The 14,014-nt window shown below is 68.9% G+C and carries 11 protein-coding genes and 2 pseudogenes; 8 read left to right on the top strand and 5 right to left on the bottom strand.

The annotated features are described in order from the left end of the window. Positions 1–250: 250 nt before the first annotated feature. On the bottom strand, positions 251–1,390 hold the full coding sequence (locus BFN33_RS22650) for a CdaR family transcriptional regulator (RefSeq protein WP_069761950.1): 1,140 nt from the start codon (positions 1,388–1,390) through the stop codon (positions 251–253). 87 nt (positions 1,391–1,477) lie between these two features. Here BFN33_RS22650 and BFN33_RS22645 point away from each other — a divergent pair, with 87 nt between their 5' ends. From BFN33_RS22645 to BFN33_RS22635, 3 genes and pseudogenes are all read left to right on the top strand, one after another. Further along, positions 1,478–2,533, top strand: coding sequence for a ferredoxin reductase (locus tag BFN33_RS22645; protein ID WP_069761949.1), 1,056 nt, complete (start codon positions 1,478–1,480; stop codon positions 2,531–2,533). Between the two features lie 7 nt (positions 2,534–2,540). Further along, positions 2,541–3,659 carry an acyl-CoA desaturase gene (locus BFN33_RS22640; RefSeq protein WP_069761948.1) on the top strand — a complete coding sequence of 373 codons (1,119 nt, stop codon included), beginning with the start codon at positions 2,541–2,543 and terminating at the stop codon, positions 3,657–3,659. A 412-nt stretch (positions 3,660–4,071) separates the two neighbouring features. Then, a pseudogene (locus tag BFN33_RS22635) lies at positions 4,072–4,403 on the top strand (transposase); the annotation flags it as partial. A 49-nt stretch (positions 4,404–4,452) separates the two neighbouring features. On the opposite strand, the gene BFN33_RS22630 reads toward BFN33_RS22635, so the two are convergent. The 3 genes and pseudogenes from BFN33_RS22630 to BFN33_RS22610 form a co-directional block, all read right to left on the bottom strand. Next, a complete protein-coding gene (locus BFN33_RS22630; protein WP_079140957.1) occupies positions 4,453–5,214 on the bottom strand; it encodes a hypothetical protein in 762 nt (253 codons plus the stop codon). Positions 5,215–5,928: 714 nt separating this feature from the next. Beyond that, positions 5,929–6,345: pseudogene (locus BFN33_RS22615) on the bottom strand (transposase); the annotation flags it as partial. Positions 6,346–6,524: 179 nt separating this feature from the next. Continuing rightward, positions 6,525–8,594: a PQQ-binding-like beta-propeller repeat protein gene (locus tag BFN33_RS22610; RefSeq protein ID WP_069761944.1), complete on the bottom strand. Its 2,070-nt coding sequence runs from the start codon at positions 8,592–8,594 to the stop codon at positions 6,525–6,527. A gap of 368 nt (positions 8,595–8,962) precedes the next feature. On the opposite strand from BFN33_RS22610, the gene BFN33_RS22605 reads away from it, so the two are divergent. Beyond that, entirely contained in the window at positions 8,963–9,514 is a 552-nt protein-coding gene (locus tag BFN33_RS22605; protein WP_141757986.1) for a hypothetical protein, read from the top strand. An 84-nt stretch (positions 9,515–9,598) separates the two neighbouring features. On the opposite strand, the gene BFN33_RS50045 is transcribed toward BFN33_RS22605, so the two are convergent. Then, the gene (locus BFN33_RS50045) at positions 9,599–9,847 is read right to left on the bottom strand and encodes a LuxR C-terminal-related transcriptional regulator (RefSeq protein WP_079140954.1); all 249 of its coding nucleotides are present in this window, start codon (positions 9,845–9,847) and stop codon (positions 9,599–9,601) included. 302 nt (positions 9,848–10,149) lie between these two features. Here BFN33_RS50045 and BFN33_RS22600 point away from each other — a divergent pair, with 302 nt between their 5' ends. The 4 genes from BFN33_RS22600 to BFN33_RS22585 all read left to right on the top strand — a co-directional run bounded on the left by BFN33_RS22600 (position 10,150) and on the right by BFN33_RS22585 (position 13,774). After that, complete coding sequence (locus BFN33_RS22600; protein WP_069761942.1) at positions 10,150–11,244, top strand: barstar family protein; 1,095 nt, start codon at positions 10,150–10,152, stop codon at positions 11,242–11,244. Positions 11,245–11,654: 410 nt separating this feature from the next. Further along, positions 11,655–12,017, top strand: coding sequence for a MarR family transcriptional regulator (locus BFN33_RS22595; RefSeq protein WP_069761941.1), 363 nt, complete (start codon positions 11,655–11,657; stop codon positions 12,015–12,017). Next, positions 12,014–13,447: an MFS transporter gene (locus BFN33_RS22590; protein ID WP_069761940.1), complete on the top strand. Its 1,434-nt coding sequence runs from the start codon at positions 12,014–12,016 to the stop codon at positions 13,445–13,447. Before BFN33_RS22595 ends, BFN33_RS22590 begins: the two co-directional genes overlap by 4 nt. 33 nt (positions 13,448–13,480) lie before the next feature. Continuing rightward, entirely contained in the window at positions 13,481–13,774 is a 294-nt protein-coding gene (locus tag BFN33_RS22585) for a DUF1330 domain-containing protein (RefSeq protein WP_069761939.1), read from the top strand. Positions 13,775–14,014 lie beyond the last annotated feature (240 nt).

Genomic DNA, 14,014 nt, shown 5'->3' with positions numbered 1-14,014 from the left:
GCTCGGTGAGCGCGTCGACGAGCGGGCCGGTGCGCATGGTCCGCCGGGCCCGGTCGAGCCGTATGCGCCACCGCGCTTCTCAGAGCCGGCGCCCCCGACGGGCTTCCCGAGGCCTTGTCCGGTCTTCACCCCCGGTCTCAGCTGGTTCATACGGCTCTTCCCGGGGCGCATGGGCCAGCTGCGGGCACCGAGAGCGAGGCACGGTTCCTGGACCGCTCGCGGACCAGGTCGTGGACGGTCGAAGTGCGCGTCAGCTGTCCCGCAGACCGACAGCCATCGTCAGTTCCAGGACCCGTTGTGGCGATGCGAGGTCCGGAAACAGCTCCCGCAGCTGCGACATCCGGTATCGGACTGTCTGGGGGTGGACGAACAGCGCCGCGGCCACCTCGTCCCGCCTGCCCTGGTGCAGTAGCCACGCCCGCAGCGTCTCCTCCAGCCGCCGTGCGGTCGCGACGGGCAAGGTCCGCAATGGCGCGAGGGCTCGGGCGCGCAGGTCTGCGTACGCGTCTGCGTCGGCGCTCAGCACCAGCTCGGGCAGGTGGTCCTCGGTGTCGCGAATATCGGAGGAGAGCAAGCGCGCGCGTACGGCTCGTGCGTACGAGGCGGACGCACGAGTCCACGGCCGGGCGGGGCCGACCACGGCGGTGCGGTCGGTCAGCTGCCGCAGGAGATGTGATCGGTCGGCGTCGGGGACGAGCAGTACACCGGTGGCGTCCGGCAGATCGTCGAGGACGAGGGTGCTCGGGTCGAGTGCGCGGTAGGCAGGCCGGGCCTGGGCGGCGGGCAGCAGGACCGCGGTCAGCGAAACCGGAGGCTGCCACCCGGCTCGTTGAACAGAGGCCAGCAGCATGTCCGGGCTCGCACCGGCGAGGAGGTCGCGGGCCAGGTGCTCCAGGTGGCGTTCCTGGTCCCTGCCCCGGGCGGCCAGTTCGTCGGCGTGGCCGGCGGCGCTCGCGGCGGAGAGTTCGTCGATGTAGGCGAAGGTCAGCTCGGCGAACTTGGCGACCTCGGCGGCGGGCAGACCTGCGGGTACGGCGCCCGCGGCCAGGCAGCGCCAGGCCACGCGGGCGCCGACGCGGTAGGCGCTGAGCAGGGCGTCCATCGAGCGGCCGTCGCGCACCTCGCCGCGGCCCAGCTCGTAGGCTGCGTCACCGGCGTCGCCGCCTGTGGCGTTCCCGCTCGCGAGGTCCAGGTAGTGCCCCAGGGCGGTGCGGACGGCTCGGCGGATGGTGGCGCCCATGTGGCCCGAAAGGGCGTTGGCGTAGGGAGGGACCTCGTCGATGATCGCTTGGACGACCTCGTCGGCGGTGGTCTTCAGCTCGGCCCGAAGTGCGGTGACCGTCGTCTCGTCCAGGGCCAGTTCGCTGGCCCTCTGGATTGCATGGCTCACGTTTCTATTCCCTGCGAACAATTCTGCCAGCCAGATTTACGTCCTGCGGTCAGGACTTTACGCCTTGAGGCACAGCAAGCTGGGGTCATGACGAGTACAGCCCTTCGCAGCAGGGCGTGGAAACTGCTGGAGATGGTCACGACGCCGCTGCTGCCGTCGGACTACCTCGACCTGGTCAGCCCGCTGCGTGCGGGCGCCGACCTGCGTGGGCGCATCGAGGCCGTGCACCCCGAGACGGGTGACGCCGCGACCATCGTGATCAGGCCGGGACGGGGCTGGCGCGGCCACACAGCCGGTCAGTACGTGCGGATCGGGGTCGACGTCGACGGGGTGCGCCTGTGGCGTGCCTACTCCCTCACCTCGCCGACGAACCGCCGGGACGGGCGCGTCACGATCACCGTGAAGGCGATCCCGGACGGCAAGGTCAGCAACCACCTGGTCCGCAGGGCGAAACCGGGCACGCTGATCCAGCTCGACCAGCCGACCGGTGACTTCGTGCTGCCGCAGGCCAAGCCCGCCAAGGTGCTCTACCTGACGGCCGGCAGCGGCATCACGCCCGTGATGGGCATGCTGCGCGACACCGAGTTCGACGACGTCGTCATGGTCCACTGCGCGCCACAGCCGCAGGACGTGATCTTCCGCAGCGAACTGCACGACCTGGTCGCGGACAAGAAACTGCGGCTCACCGAGGTGCACACCGACACCGACGGCATGCTCGACATCGCCCGTCTCGACGACCTCGTGCCCGACTGGGCCGAGCGCGAGACCTGGGCCTGCGGGCCCGCAGGCCTGCTCGACGCCGCCGAAAAGCACTGGAGCGAGCACGGCGTCCCAGAGCGCCTGCACACCGAACGCTTCCGCCCCAGCATCGTCGTCGCCGGCGATGGCGGCGAGGTCACGTTCAGCGCCACCGGCAAGACCGCCGATGCGGACGGCGCGACGCCGTTGCTGGACATCGGCGAGGAAGCCGGCGTGCTCATGCCCTCCGGGTGCCGCATGGGCATCTGCTTCGGCTGCGTCTCGCCGCTCAAGGCGGGCGCCGTCCGCGACCTGCGCACCGGCGAGATCACCGAGGCCGAGCCGGGCGTCCTCATCCAGACCTGCGTGTCCGCCGCGGCGGGCCCCTGCGACATCGAACGGTAGGAGCACCTTGACCGCCATCGACCCCACCGCCCACCTGACCGCGGAGCAGATCGAGGAGCTCGGCCGCGAGCTGGACGCGATCCGCGACGAGGTGATCGCCGACCGCGGCGAGAAAGACGCCGCCTACATCCGTAAGGTCATCTCGGCGCAGCGCAAGCTCGAGCTGGTCAGCAGGGGCGTGCTGCTGTTCTCGCTCTTCCCGCCGGCGTGGCTGCTCGGCACCGCCGGGCTGTCCGTGGCGAAGATCATGGACAACATGGAGATCGGCCACAACGTCCTGCACGGCCAGTGGGACTGGATGCGGGACCCGAAGATTCACTCCACCACCTGGGAGTGGGACCACGTCTCGCCGTCCGAGCAGTGGAAGCACTCGCACAACGAGCTGCACCACACCTACACCAACGTGATCGGCAAGGACAACGACCTCGGCTACGGCATCATGCGCGTCGACGAGGACCAGAGGTGGCATCCGATCCACCTCGGCCAGCCGCTGTGGAACTTCATCAACGCCTGCTTCTTCGAGTACGGCATCGCCGCCTACGACCTGGAGCTCGGCAAGAACCTCCAAAAGCGCCGCCGCAAGAACCCGGAGTTCCGCGCGCGGGCCAAGGCCGTGGGCCGCAAGATCCGCAAGCAGGTGCTCAAGGACTACGTGATCCACCCGCTGCTCTCGGGCCCGTCGTTCCTTCCCACGCTCGCCGCCACGTTCACCGCGAACCTGGTCCGCAACATCTGGTCGCACTCCGTGATCATGTGCGGGCACTTCCCCGAGGGCGTACAGGTCTTCGAGCGCCGGTCGATCAAGGGCGAGACGCGCGGCCAGTGGTACCTGCGCCAGATGATGGGCTCGGCGAACATCAGCGGCAGCAAGGCCATGCACTTCATGACCGGCAACCTGTCGCACCAGATCGAGCACCACCTGTTCCCGGACCTGCCGAGCAACCGGTACGCCGAGGTCGCGGTGAAGGTGCGCGCGCTGTTCGAGAAGTACGAGCTGGAGTACGTCACCGGCCCGCTGCCCAAGCAGGTGTTCTCCGCGTGGCACAAGGTCTTCCGACTCTCGCTGCCGAACAAGAAGCCCGACGTCGAAACGCCGGTCCGCGAGCAGGAGCTCGTCGCCGCCTGATTCCCGGTATGGGCTCAGATCGCTCGGCCGGCCCCGGCGGCACCGCCGGGTCCGGTGAGATCCGTTGCGGACGGTGGGCGACCGCGGTACGGGATCGGGGGCAGCCAGCATCCGGTTGCGCTGCTGCTCGGACGTCCGCCAGGAGCTCGGCACGCAGCCTGGGCGAGGTGTTGTAGTGCGCTGACCTGCTCGGTAAGGCCTGAAGGTCGGGCACCTTCGACCGTCTCGCGACCTGCTTCGGTGTCGGCTCGGGCAGCAACGGCTCACTGAGCGACCATTATCTGCACAAGCGTGCGGAGAGCGTTCGGCAGACGCGGCATGAGGCGCGCTTCGCTTCGTCGGGGTTCCCGCGCCGCGGCTGAACTGGTGGGACTGACCCGTTGGGCCCGCATCGTCAGCGGGGCCCGAGGACGCGCCGCTGATCGACGGCGCCCACCAGCTCGTCAAGGCATCGTGCTGGTCTGGGACCGTCTGAACACCCATGTCTCCCATGCCATGCGCGAGCTGACCGCCGAACGAGAATGGCTGACGGTGTTCCTGCTGCCCGCCTATCCGCCCGACCTCAACCCCGTCGAGTGGGTATGGGCACACGTCAAGCACAGTCTGGCCAACCCCGCCGTGGTCGCGCTCGACCGGCTAGAGACGCTCGTGCGCAACCGGCTCAAACGCCTGCAGTACCGGCCCGACACCCTCGACGGCTTCATAGCCGGCACCGGCCTGACTCTCGACGAACCAGCAACACCTTGCCGAGCCGAAGTACTGAACGTTCGTTGTTCGCCATGTCATGGCCGATCTACCGGCCGACCCGTCTGAGTCGCAGGTCTCGGTGGAGGAACCACGCCGTACCTGCGACGACTACCCCGCAGACCGTGGGCACGAGCAACCACGGGATGCCCGTCCACACGGCGGACAGACCCACGACGGCGCAGGTTGCCCCCATGACGATGAGCAGCCATTTGCCGTACGGGCGCCAGGTGAAGAGTCCGGGGTCGCGCGGTCTGGCCAGATGCATCGCACCGAACATCAGCGCCCACCCTGCCAGCAGCCCCGCGAACGTGCCGACGGCGACTATCATCTGCGGCTCGTCGCGAGGCGCGTCGCTGGAATTCTGCCGGACGTCCCTCTCGGCAACCGCAACGACGACGCCGCGCCACACGGTGCCAGTGACCCGGTCCCCCCGCTGAAGTCCGCTCAGCATCGGCTCCGTGGCGCCGAACGGCACGACCATCCTCGGGAAGGGCTCAGGGCCGAGCAAGGTCGCCGTTGTCCTCTTGGCGCCAAGCGAGGTGTCTTCAACGGTGAAGGTGATCTTCCGCAGGCAGTCCTCCGCCCTCGGTGTCACGCTGCGGGCGGGGCACGCCTGGGCCCCCTTGTACTCCCGGTACTGGGTGCGATCGCTGGGCAGCCAGCTGGTGAAGACGGAATGGCAGGTCAGTACGGCGGCCACGGACACAACGATCAGTGCCGCACCGACCAGTAGGTTCCGGCCGACCCTCGGCTGAGGCGGCGGCTGTCCGTCCGCCTCCCATGCGGTGCCACTTCTCATCGTGGTCATCGCTCGTCTCCCGCCGTTGCCCACCGAAAGGCCATCAGTTTTCTCCAGCCGCGATCAAGCAGGCAAGGAGATCGACCGGCAGTCGGAGGTCACTGGTCCTTGCCGTATCCGGGCAACGTGATCCTTGGACTCTCTTGGGCTGGGCACACGTCAGACGCAGCCTGGCCAACCTCGTCGTCGTCGCCCGGGACCGGCTCGAGGCCCTCGTGCGCAACCGACTCAAGCGGCTTCAGTACCGGCTCGACACCCTTGACGGCTTCATAGCCGACACCGGCCTGACCCTCGATAGCCCGCCTCACCCTGACAATCCGAAGCCAGGAGCGTCGACTCGGAGCGGATGTGCTGGACTGGCCGGGGTGACATGCTTCGCGACATGGAGTCGCACACGAGTCACGCGAAGAGCTTGCCGCGTCTGGGGGATGTCTTTCCCGATCTCGTGAAGGACGTCGTTACTCTGCTGCGGGAGGTGTCTCCGGGAGATCCGATCGCAGACTCGATCGCGGACTTGCCCTTCCACGGTGTACGCCGTGGCTATGTGCTGACTGCTCCCGAGGGAGTGCCTACTCCGTCAGTCATGGAGCTGGAGCGGGGAGATGAGGCGGTCTTCCTGGTGGGCATTGATCCTTCCCACTCAGTCGTCACCTGGGTGGACGTCCTCGGCGGACGCGAATTGCCACTCACCTGGCTTGGGTAGTGGTGCTGCGTCTGGGTTTAGTGCCCACGTCGTGGTGGATGGCCATACGATTTTCCGTAGAGGCGGGTGTTGTTGTTGACCGCGACGGCCTGTGCGGCGCCCCAAGCGGTGGGGTCACCGAAGACGAACTCGCCGCCGGGCCTGGGCGGTCGGCTGCCCCTGGGGTCGTAGGCCCGCGGCGGTGTCGGGTGACGCATCACCCCGTCGGAGCGGAGCCGGCCAAGGATCTCGACGGGCAGGTCGCCCAGCAAGTGGGCGATGCGCGGGCCGTCGTATCCCGCGTCGAGGACGACCAGGACCTCCGGGTCGCCCGGCTTCCACTGGCCCGCGGCAACGAGTTGTTCGACGACCTCCCGGAGCTGGACCGTGGGCACTGCGGCAACGTCCGCTCCAGTCTGAAGACGGACTGCGTCCAGCACCGCCGTCAACAACGTTCGCAGAATGGCCCTGGCCTCGTCCTTCATCGCTGCCGGTGTGGGTGATCATGAGGTCATCGCGAGCGCGGGTCACGCCGACGCAGAGCAAACGACTTCATGGTCGGCGGCTTCCCCCGGGAGGCCGAGCAGATCAGCGACCGGCGGCTTTGCGCAGTGCACGCGTGCAGGGACACACGGCATCAGGTGTGGATCGCGTACAGGAAGTTGTCCTCGCTGCCGACGTACACGGTCCTGTTTGCCACCACGGGCGTCGAGTGCCCCTTCCCCCGGGTGCCCAGACGCCAGCGCAGGGCGCCCGTCTGCGCGTCCACCGCCCAGAGCGACCTGTCCTCGCTGCCGATGTACACGGTCCCTCCCGCCACCGTCGGCGAGGACTGGCCGGAGGCTCCGGTTTCGACCATCCAGCGTTCCTCGCCTGTGGCTGCGTCCACGGCCCACAGACACCGGTCGTTGCTGCCCATGTAGACGGTCCCGTCGGCGATCGCGGGGGTGGAGCCGGTCAGCCTGCCGAAGCGCCGCCGCCACCTTGCCCGGCCGCTCGCGGCGTCCAACGCGATCAACTGGCGGTCGCCGCCGATGTACACGGTGCCGTTGGCCACTACGGGTGATGCGCGGTAGTTCGAGTAGGTTTCCCTCTTCCAGAGACTGTTTCCCGTCGAGGCCTCAACAGCCCACAAGGAGTCGCCGGGGGCACTGACGAAGACGACGCCGTCGGCCACGGTCGGCGAGGTGAACCGCAGGATCGAGCGTGGGCGGCGCGGCTTCAGCCTCTGCTTCCACAGCGTGCGGCCGGTGGCCGCGTCCACGGCCCAGAGGAGTCCGTTGAGGCCGGTTGTGTACACCGTGCCGTCGGCGACCGCCGTTCGCGTACCTCCCACGTAGTCGGTCGTGCGCTTCCATCGGAGATGGCCCGTGGCGGTGTCCACCGACAGCAGGTGTTTGCCGTCGCCGATGTACAGGGCCCCGTCGGCGACCACGGGCGACGAGTCGAAGATCACGCGTGACGATCTGAACGACTGAACGGACATAAGGCGCCACCGTTCCTGGCCCGTGTCGGCGTCCAGAGCCAACAGGCTGCGGTTGGTGCTCTGGTAGACCATGCCGTCGGCAACGGCCGGTGTGCGGACCGCCGCACCTGGGGCCCGTACCCGCCAGTGGACGGTGCCGCCGAGCGGGGTACGGCCTGTCGGTGCGGACGCTGGGCGGGTGCTCGTCTGTGTCGGACGGGAAGAGACGGCGCGGTGGTCGGCGGTGGGTGAGTCGCCCGGACGGTGGGCCCGCACGGCGTAGAGGTGTTCGTCGAGACTGTCGAAGTACACCCTTCCAGCGCTCACCAAGGGTGTGCAGTGCACCTGCCCCGTGGCCTTGACCTTCCACCGTGTCTCGCCCGTGGCGGCCTCCACCGCCCAGAGGTGCCCGTCGTGGCTGCCCGCATATACCGTGCCGTCGGCCGCTGTTGGCGTCGAGTGGATCTCACCGCCGGTCTTCAGCCGCCACCTCTCCCGGCCTGTTCCGGCGTCCACCGCGATCAGGTTCCAGCCGCGGATGCCGGCGATCACGAGGCCCTCGGACACCGCGGGCCTCGCCCACACCGTCGCCTGGGTGGCCAGCCGCCAGCGTTCCTCGGCCGTGGCCGCATCCATCGCGACCAGGCCCCCGCGGCTGCCCAGGTACAGGCTTCCGTCGGCCGCCGTCGGTGCCTGCTCAACACCCCAGTGAGGAAGGACGTCCCATCGCCTGTCTCCGGTGGCGGTGTCCAGTGCCAGCAGACGCCCGCCCTCCGCCGCATACAGGACACCATGCGCCGCCGTCGGTGGTGGATTCAGCAGTGTGCCGTGGTCGGCCACCTCGACCTTCCACACCGGCCGGCCGGTGGCCGCCTCAAGTGCCCACATCCTGCCGTCGTGCGCGACGTACACGATGTGGTCCGCCACCGCCGGCATCGACATCTGCGACTTGCGCGATCTCCACTTCCACCGCACCTCGCCGGTTTCGGCGTCCACCGCTGTCAGGAAGCCGACCATGTCGGCGAAGTACACCATGCCGGCGTCGGCCACCGGTGATGACTCGATCGGGGCGTCGTTGCGGAGGGTCCAGCGTCGCTGTCCGGTGTCCGCGTCGATCGCCACCAGGTCAAAGAGGCCCCCGAGGACGTACACGACGCCGTGGGCCATCGCGGGCGTCCGGTAGAGACGGCCCCCGCCGGACACCCGCCACAGCGTCCTGTCGCTGACGTCGACACCCTCCACAGCATCCCCCTCGTCACACGGCACTCACGCAGGCCGACGACACACTGAACCCTGGCAGGTCGCGGTCGCGGAAAGCATCCGTGAAACCACGTAGTCCCACGTCCTCGCTCAGGCGTTTCTGTGGGGGGCGGTGCGGGAGCCGGGGGAGTGGTGTCGCAGCAGGAGGTGGGCCAGGGGCTCGGCTCCGGTGGCATGCGGGCCGACTGGTAAGGGGTCGGTTGTCGAGCACCGGCACGCCCGGGGACGCGGATCCGGGACGATTGGAAGGCGGGCAGCCGCAGTTTGCGTGGTTTCACGGATGGTTCGTCGCGGTGCAGCTGGGACGCTGAGGGGAGGGGCATGTCGGGCGAAGCAGATCGGGGGGAGCCATGCGGGAACGCGACCATGCGAGGGAAAGCGCGGCCGCACGAGGCTTCGGCGGGTATGAGGGATTCGCGTGCCCGCAAAAGTCACCCAACGGAGCCTCCTGGGTGTTCTTCTTCCCTTTGGCCGTCATGTTCGGGTGGATCGCCTTCCATTTGCTGGGCGGTCTGGACGAGGGGTACCGGTGGCTCCGGCTCACGGTTGCGGTCCTTGCCCTGGCCATGGCCGCAGGGGGCGTTGTGGTCGTGGTCCTGCCTCTGTACTTGCGGCGGGCGGGCGGCCCCGCGCCTCGTCTGTACTGCTTCGAGGACGGTGTGGTAGTGGCCACGGGCCGCTTGCTGCGGCCCTACGACTGGCAGGAGATCTCGATCGAGAGTGTGGATTGGCGGAGCCCGGATGACTACGGGACGCGGCGCACGGTGAAGGGACCTGACGGCGGTGTGATCGTCTGGTTCACCGGGAGCGAAGGGGAGAGCTGCGGGGCCTGGCTGATGGAAAGGCTGTATGAGGCGGCTGTCGAGCGTGGTGCCGGCGGCGTTGTGGAGTGCCACGAGTAGAGCGCGGAGTAAGGGCTGATTGAACGTGCCGGCACGTCGCGCAGCAGGTCAGCGTCTGCTTCCATTCCAGCGCAAGACCCGCTACTACGAAGCGGGTACGGCCGTCGAGATCGGTGGACGTCGTCTTGCGGCCGTCCAACCTGCCCGCGGATCGTCATCACCCGTGCAACCCACAGAGCGTCGATCTGGTTGATTAGGCCAAGAACGGTCGGTAGAGCTCCGGCTCTCGACCGTGCGGCGGCTGACATACAGCTTTACGGCGATGGTCTGGTTGCTGAGTCCTTCGGCGACGAGGTCGGGGATCTCCCCTTCGCGTGCGGTCAGTTGAGCCATGGGGGCCCGGACGGAGCCCTCGCTCTGGGACCGGATCAGCTCAGCCAGGTCGGTAGGCGTGCGCCGCCGTCGACTGCGTGGCTATCCAGGGGGCTGCGGGAGCCGTTTTCGATGTGACTTCGGGAGTCACCTTCGACCGAGTGAAGCATCCATCCGGCTGGCCGAAGCGATGAAGGATGCGTACCCGAGCGTCCGCCCCGGTCTCTGTGTGGCTTGTCTACGGGAGGTCAATGACCAGCTGCCGCAACGCACCGCGACCAACTTCGCGAGAAATACCTTCGCCATGCCAGCCCGGCCCCGGCATGATGCCCACCGTGCATGAAGACGAGGGGCATCGCGGGCGAGCGCGGTACACGCTGGCTGGGGAGGAGCACGGCCATGCCTGGGGCGTCTGCGCCGAGGTGGAGGGGCTGTTCGGGGAGCCCCAGCGGGGGACCTACGAGCTGTTCGGCTGGGTTCCCCAGGCAGAAGTGCTCGGTTGGGTCGGCGACCGAGTGTGGCTGGTGCCAGACGAGGAGGCGCTCGATCCCTGGCTGCTGGAGGACGCGGAGAGCGTAGGCCGGCCCCTGGGGACAGACAGTCTCGTACTCACCGGCCTGGACGACTATGAAGGCCCACCCGAGGGACACAGGGGCCGAGTTCGCGTGCACGACGGGCACCGCCGGCTGGGATCCTGCCGAGAATTCGCCCGCGTCCTGCCGCCGGAACAGTCGGCACCCCCGCTCGTCCTGCGGGGGCTCGCCCAGGGTGATCAGCTACGGGCGGCACTGATGAAGGGCACCCGGCGAGCGCTGGACCTGGAACAGGCCGCCCTCGAGATACAGGACGACCAGGGCGAGCCCCTCACCGATCGCCTGCTCTGGGCCAGGGTCAGTGCCTGGCGCTCAACCTCCCACGGGACGGATCGGATCGACCTGGAGCTCGACGGAGAGCTCTTCACGCCCGTGCCCGAATACGCACGGCCCATCTGGGAGCGATGGTTCGCCGGACCGCCGGACACCCAGGGTGCCTGGGCCGGCCTGGACACCCGGCGCCGCGGAGCCTGGCTCGACCTCGTCCGGGAGCGGGCCTGCCGGCGCACCCACCATGACCGGCCGGCCGGTCACGTTTACGAACTCAACGGCCGACACGTGACCGACGAACCGGGCCTCTACCTGGCGCTCGGCGAGGCGGTGAACGGGCCGGGCGGCTACTTCGGCGGCTGTCTGGCCGCCCTCGACGACTGCCTGCGCGGCACCTTCGGCTACACCGCCCCCGCAACCCTGCTCTGGCGTGAAGCCGCGACAGCACGCGAGCACCTGTCCCAGGCCCTGACACCGGACGGCCGGCCCTACGACCTGTTCGGTGAGGTCCTCGACGTCCTGGCCCAAGGTCGCATGCACGTCACCCTGGTGTGAGCTGCGGTCCGCCCGCCAGGCATCGGTATGTCGTCATGTTGGATTGCAGCCTGAAGATCTTTCAGTGGGGCTATGACCCGCAGTGCTGCAATAAGTGAGAATGCGCCAGACGTCGTCTGCCTGCCCTCGCCGTGACAACCGCGCTGAGGACACTCGATGTCGAATGCCCCAAGAAGGTTCATCGGCTCCTCCGCCGCCGACCTGGGCCACCTTGCGATCCAACTCCGGTAGATGTTCGGGCAGTCAAGAACCAGCGCGCCGGCGAAGTAGGTCATTTACATAGACTGTGAATATAAAAATGTTATGCTTCGACCATGAATCGTCAAGACACCGCTCCTGGCGCGTCCGCCGCCATCGGGGCAGCCCTCTACGGCCTGGCCACCAGGGCCGCGAGACGACTGCCCCGGGACATGAGCCTGACGTCCGCCGCCACCCTGGCCACCCTGGACCGGACCGGCCCGCGGCGCATCACAGATCTGGCCGCCGTCGAGGGCGTCACCCAGCCCGCGATGACCACCCTGGTCCGGGTCATGGAGGAGTCCGGCCTGGTCGAGCGGCGGGGCGACGCGTCCGACAAGCGGGTCACGCTGGTGTGCCTGACCGAGGCCGGCGCCTCCTACGTCCGGACGCGGCGCCAGGCCGGCGTCCACGCGTTCGAGCGGTTGATCGGCGAGCTCACCGGCGACGAGGTCGAGGCGCTGGTGGCGGCCCTTCCGGCGCTGAAGCATCTGGCAGAGCTGGAAAGCCAGGACCGAGAAGGGCCGAAGCCGTGACCGGGCAGCCGGTCGGCGGGGAGGCGGTGAAGGCGTTCCCGGTGGCGCGATCCGAGGCGCGGCTGCTGGTCCCCGCCCTGATGTTCATCGCTCTGGTCGTGGCGGCGGTCGCCAGCCTCGGGACGCCGCTCATCACCAGCGTGGCAACCTCGTTCCACGTCTCGCTCGGCAGCGCGCAGTGGACGCTGACCATCGCGCTGCTCAGCGGCGCCGTCGCCACGCCGGTCCTGGGCCGGCTCGGAGCCGGCCCGCACCGGCGGGCCACGATCCTCGCCACGCTGGCGGTCGTCGTCGCCGGCAGCGCGCTCACTGTACTGCCGCTGCCGTTCGCGTGGCTGCTGGCCGGCAGGGCGGCCCAGGGCGTCGGGCTGGGGCTGACGGCGCTAATGATGGGCGTGGCCCGGGACCACCTCCCCGAGGAGCGCAGCGCGGCCGTGATCGCCCTGATCTCGGTGGTCTCGATCATCGGGGCCGGCGTCGGCTACCCGCTGGCAGCACTGCTCGCCGAGTTCGGCGGGGTACGGGCCGCCTACGGTCTCGGCCTGGTCGTCACCGCCGCCGCCCTCCTGACCGCCTGGCGCTCCATGCCCGAAGCCCCCGAAGGCCGCTCCGCCCACGTCGACGTGGCAGGCGCGGTCGTCCTGGCCGCTGCGCTGCTCCTGGTGCTGTTCCTCGCCGGCGAACGGAATCTGTGGAGCCGGCACCTCGCCGTGGCGGCGGCCCTCGTCGTCGTCGCGGTGGTGCTGCTCTGCGTCTGGGCCGTCATCGAGCTGCGCAGCACGACGCCCCTGGTCGATGTGCGGGCGGTGCGGCACCCGGCGGTCGCCGGCGCGAACCTCGCCATGTTCGTCGGCGGGATCGGCATGTACCTCCTGCTCACGCTCGTCACCCGGTACGCGCAGACACCGCACGGCGCCGGCTACGGCTTCGGGCTGACGACCTTCGTGGCCGGACTGGTCCTCATCCCGTTCTCGGTGCTGGGGTTCGTCGCCGGCAAGCTGACGCCGCGGGTCCGGACGCGGATCGCCGACCCCCTGCTCCTGGCCGGTAGCGCTGTCGTGGTCGGAGGCGGGTTCGCCCTGTTCGCGGCGGCCCGGTCGGACCTGGCCGAACTGTTCGCGGCGATGGGCGTGCTCGGCTTCGGCGTCGGCGGCTTCTCGGCCGCGATGCCCGGCGTCATCCTCGCCGTCACCCCCAAGAGCGAGACGTCGAGCGCCATGAGCTTCAACTACGTCGTCCGCAGCGTCGGGTACTCCCTGGGCAGCGCCATCGGCGGCCTGATACTCGCCGCGGGCACCGGCCCCGGCCACCTCTTCCCCGACGACAGCGCCTACACCACCGCAGCGCTGGTCGGCATCGGCGCCATGGCGATCACAACGCTGACAAGCCTCGCTGTCGCCCGCCGACGCTCGTCCGAGACCAACCCGTAAGCCAGATGCACTCATCCCAACACTGGAGGTTCCATGCCCAAGGGCTACTGGGTCAGCGTCTACCGCACCATTTCAGACCCTGAGAAACTGGCTGCCTACAACAAGCTGGCCGCTGCGGCCGTCCAGGCCGGGGGCGGTCGGACCTTCGTGCGTGGCGGTCGGGTTGTGGCGTATGACGCCGGAATCGCCGAGCGCACCGTCCTGGTCGAGTTCGACAGCTTCGAGCAGGCCGTCGCGGCACGCGAGAGCGTGGCCTACCAGGAGGCGCTCGTCGCGCTCTCCGACGGCGTCGAGCGCGACTTCCGCATCGTCGAAGGCATCGACTGACCGAGGTCCAGACGCATCTTCACTGAAGGACTCTGCCGAGAGTCTTGAAGCACGACGCAGACCGGGCGTCCAGGAATGAGACGGGCACGAGCCGACTCCGACCCCGCACGTCACACCGAGCTTTTGCGTTGTCGGGCTGCTGACATCCCCGTTGCGGCCGCTTTTGCCCATGTCCCTGGCTGGAGTTGAGGATGCGGGAGGGGCGGGATGGACGGCGCGGACGCCCCTGGGATCGGGGCG

Source organism: Streptomyces sp. LUP47B, from assembly GCF_001746295.1.
Classification (GTDB): domain Bacteria; phylum Actinomycetota; class Actinomycetes; order Streptomycetales; family Streptomycetaceae; genus Streptomyces.
The sequence above is the reverse complement of the archived record's forward strand: the minus strand, read 5'-3'. Positions and strand labels throughout refer to the sequence as shown.

What these genes read in the sequence shown, in the direction of transcription:
- BFN33_RS22645 (WP_069761949.1), top strand. Translation starts at nt 1,478, where the DNA reads ATGACGAGTACAGCCCTTCGCAGCAGGGCGTGGAAACTGCTGGAGATG.
- BFN33_RS22595 (WP_069761941.1), top strand. Translation starts at nt 11,655, where the DNA reads ATGAGCCTGACGTCCGCCGCCACCCTGGCCACCCTGGACCGGACCGGC.
- BFN33_RS22605 (WP_141757986.1), top strand. Translation starts at nt 8,963, where the DNA reads ATGCGGGAACGCGACCATGCGAGGGAAAGCGCGGCCGCACGAGGCTTC.
- BFN33_RS22630 (WP_079140957.1), bottom strand. Translation starts at nt 5,214, where the DNA reads ATGACCACGATGAGAAGTGGCACCGCATGGGAGGCGGACGGACAGCCG.
- BFN33_RS22600 (WP_069761942.1), top strand. Translation starts at nt 10,150, where the DNA reads ATGATGCCCACCGTGCATGAAGACGAGGGGCATCGCGGGCGAGCGCGG.
- BFN33_RS22585 (WP_069761939.1), top strand. Translation starts at nt 13,481, where the DNA reads ATGCCCAAGGGCTACTGGGTCAGCGTCTACCGCACCATTTCAGACCCT.
- BFN33_RS50045 (WP_079140954.1), bottom strand. Translation starts at nt 9,847, where the DNA reads ATGGCTCAACTGACCGCACGCGAAGGGGAGATCCCCGACCTCGTCGCC.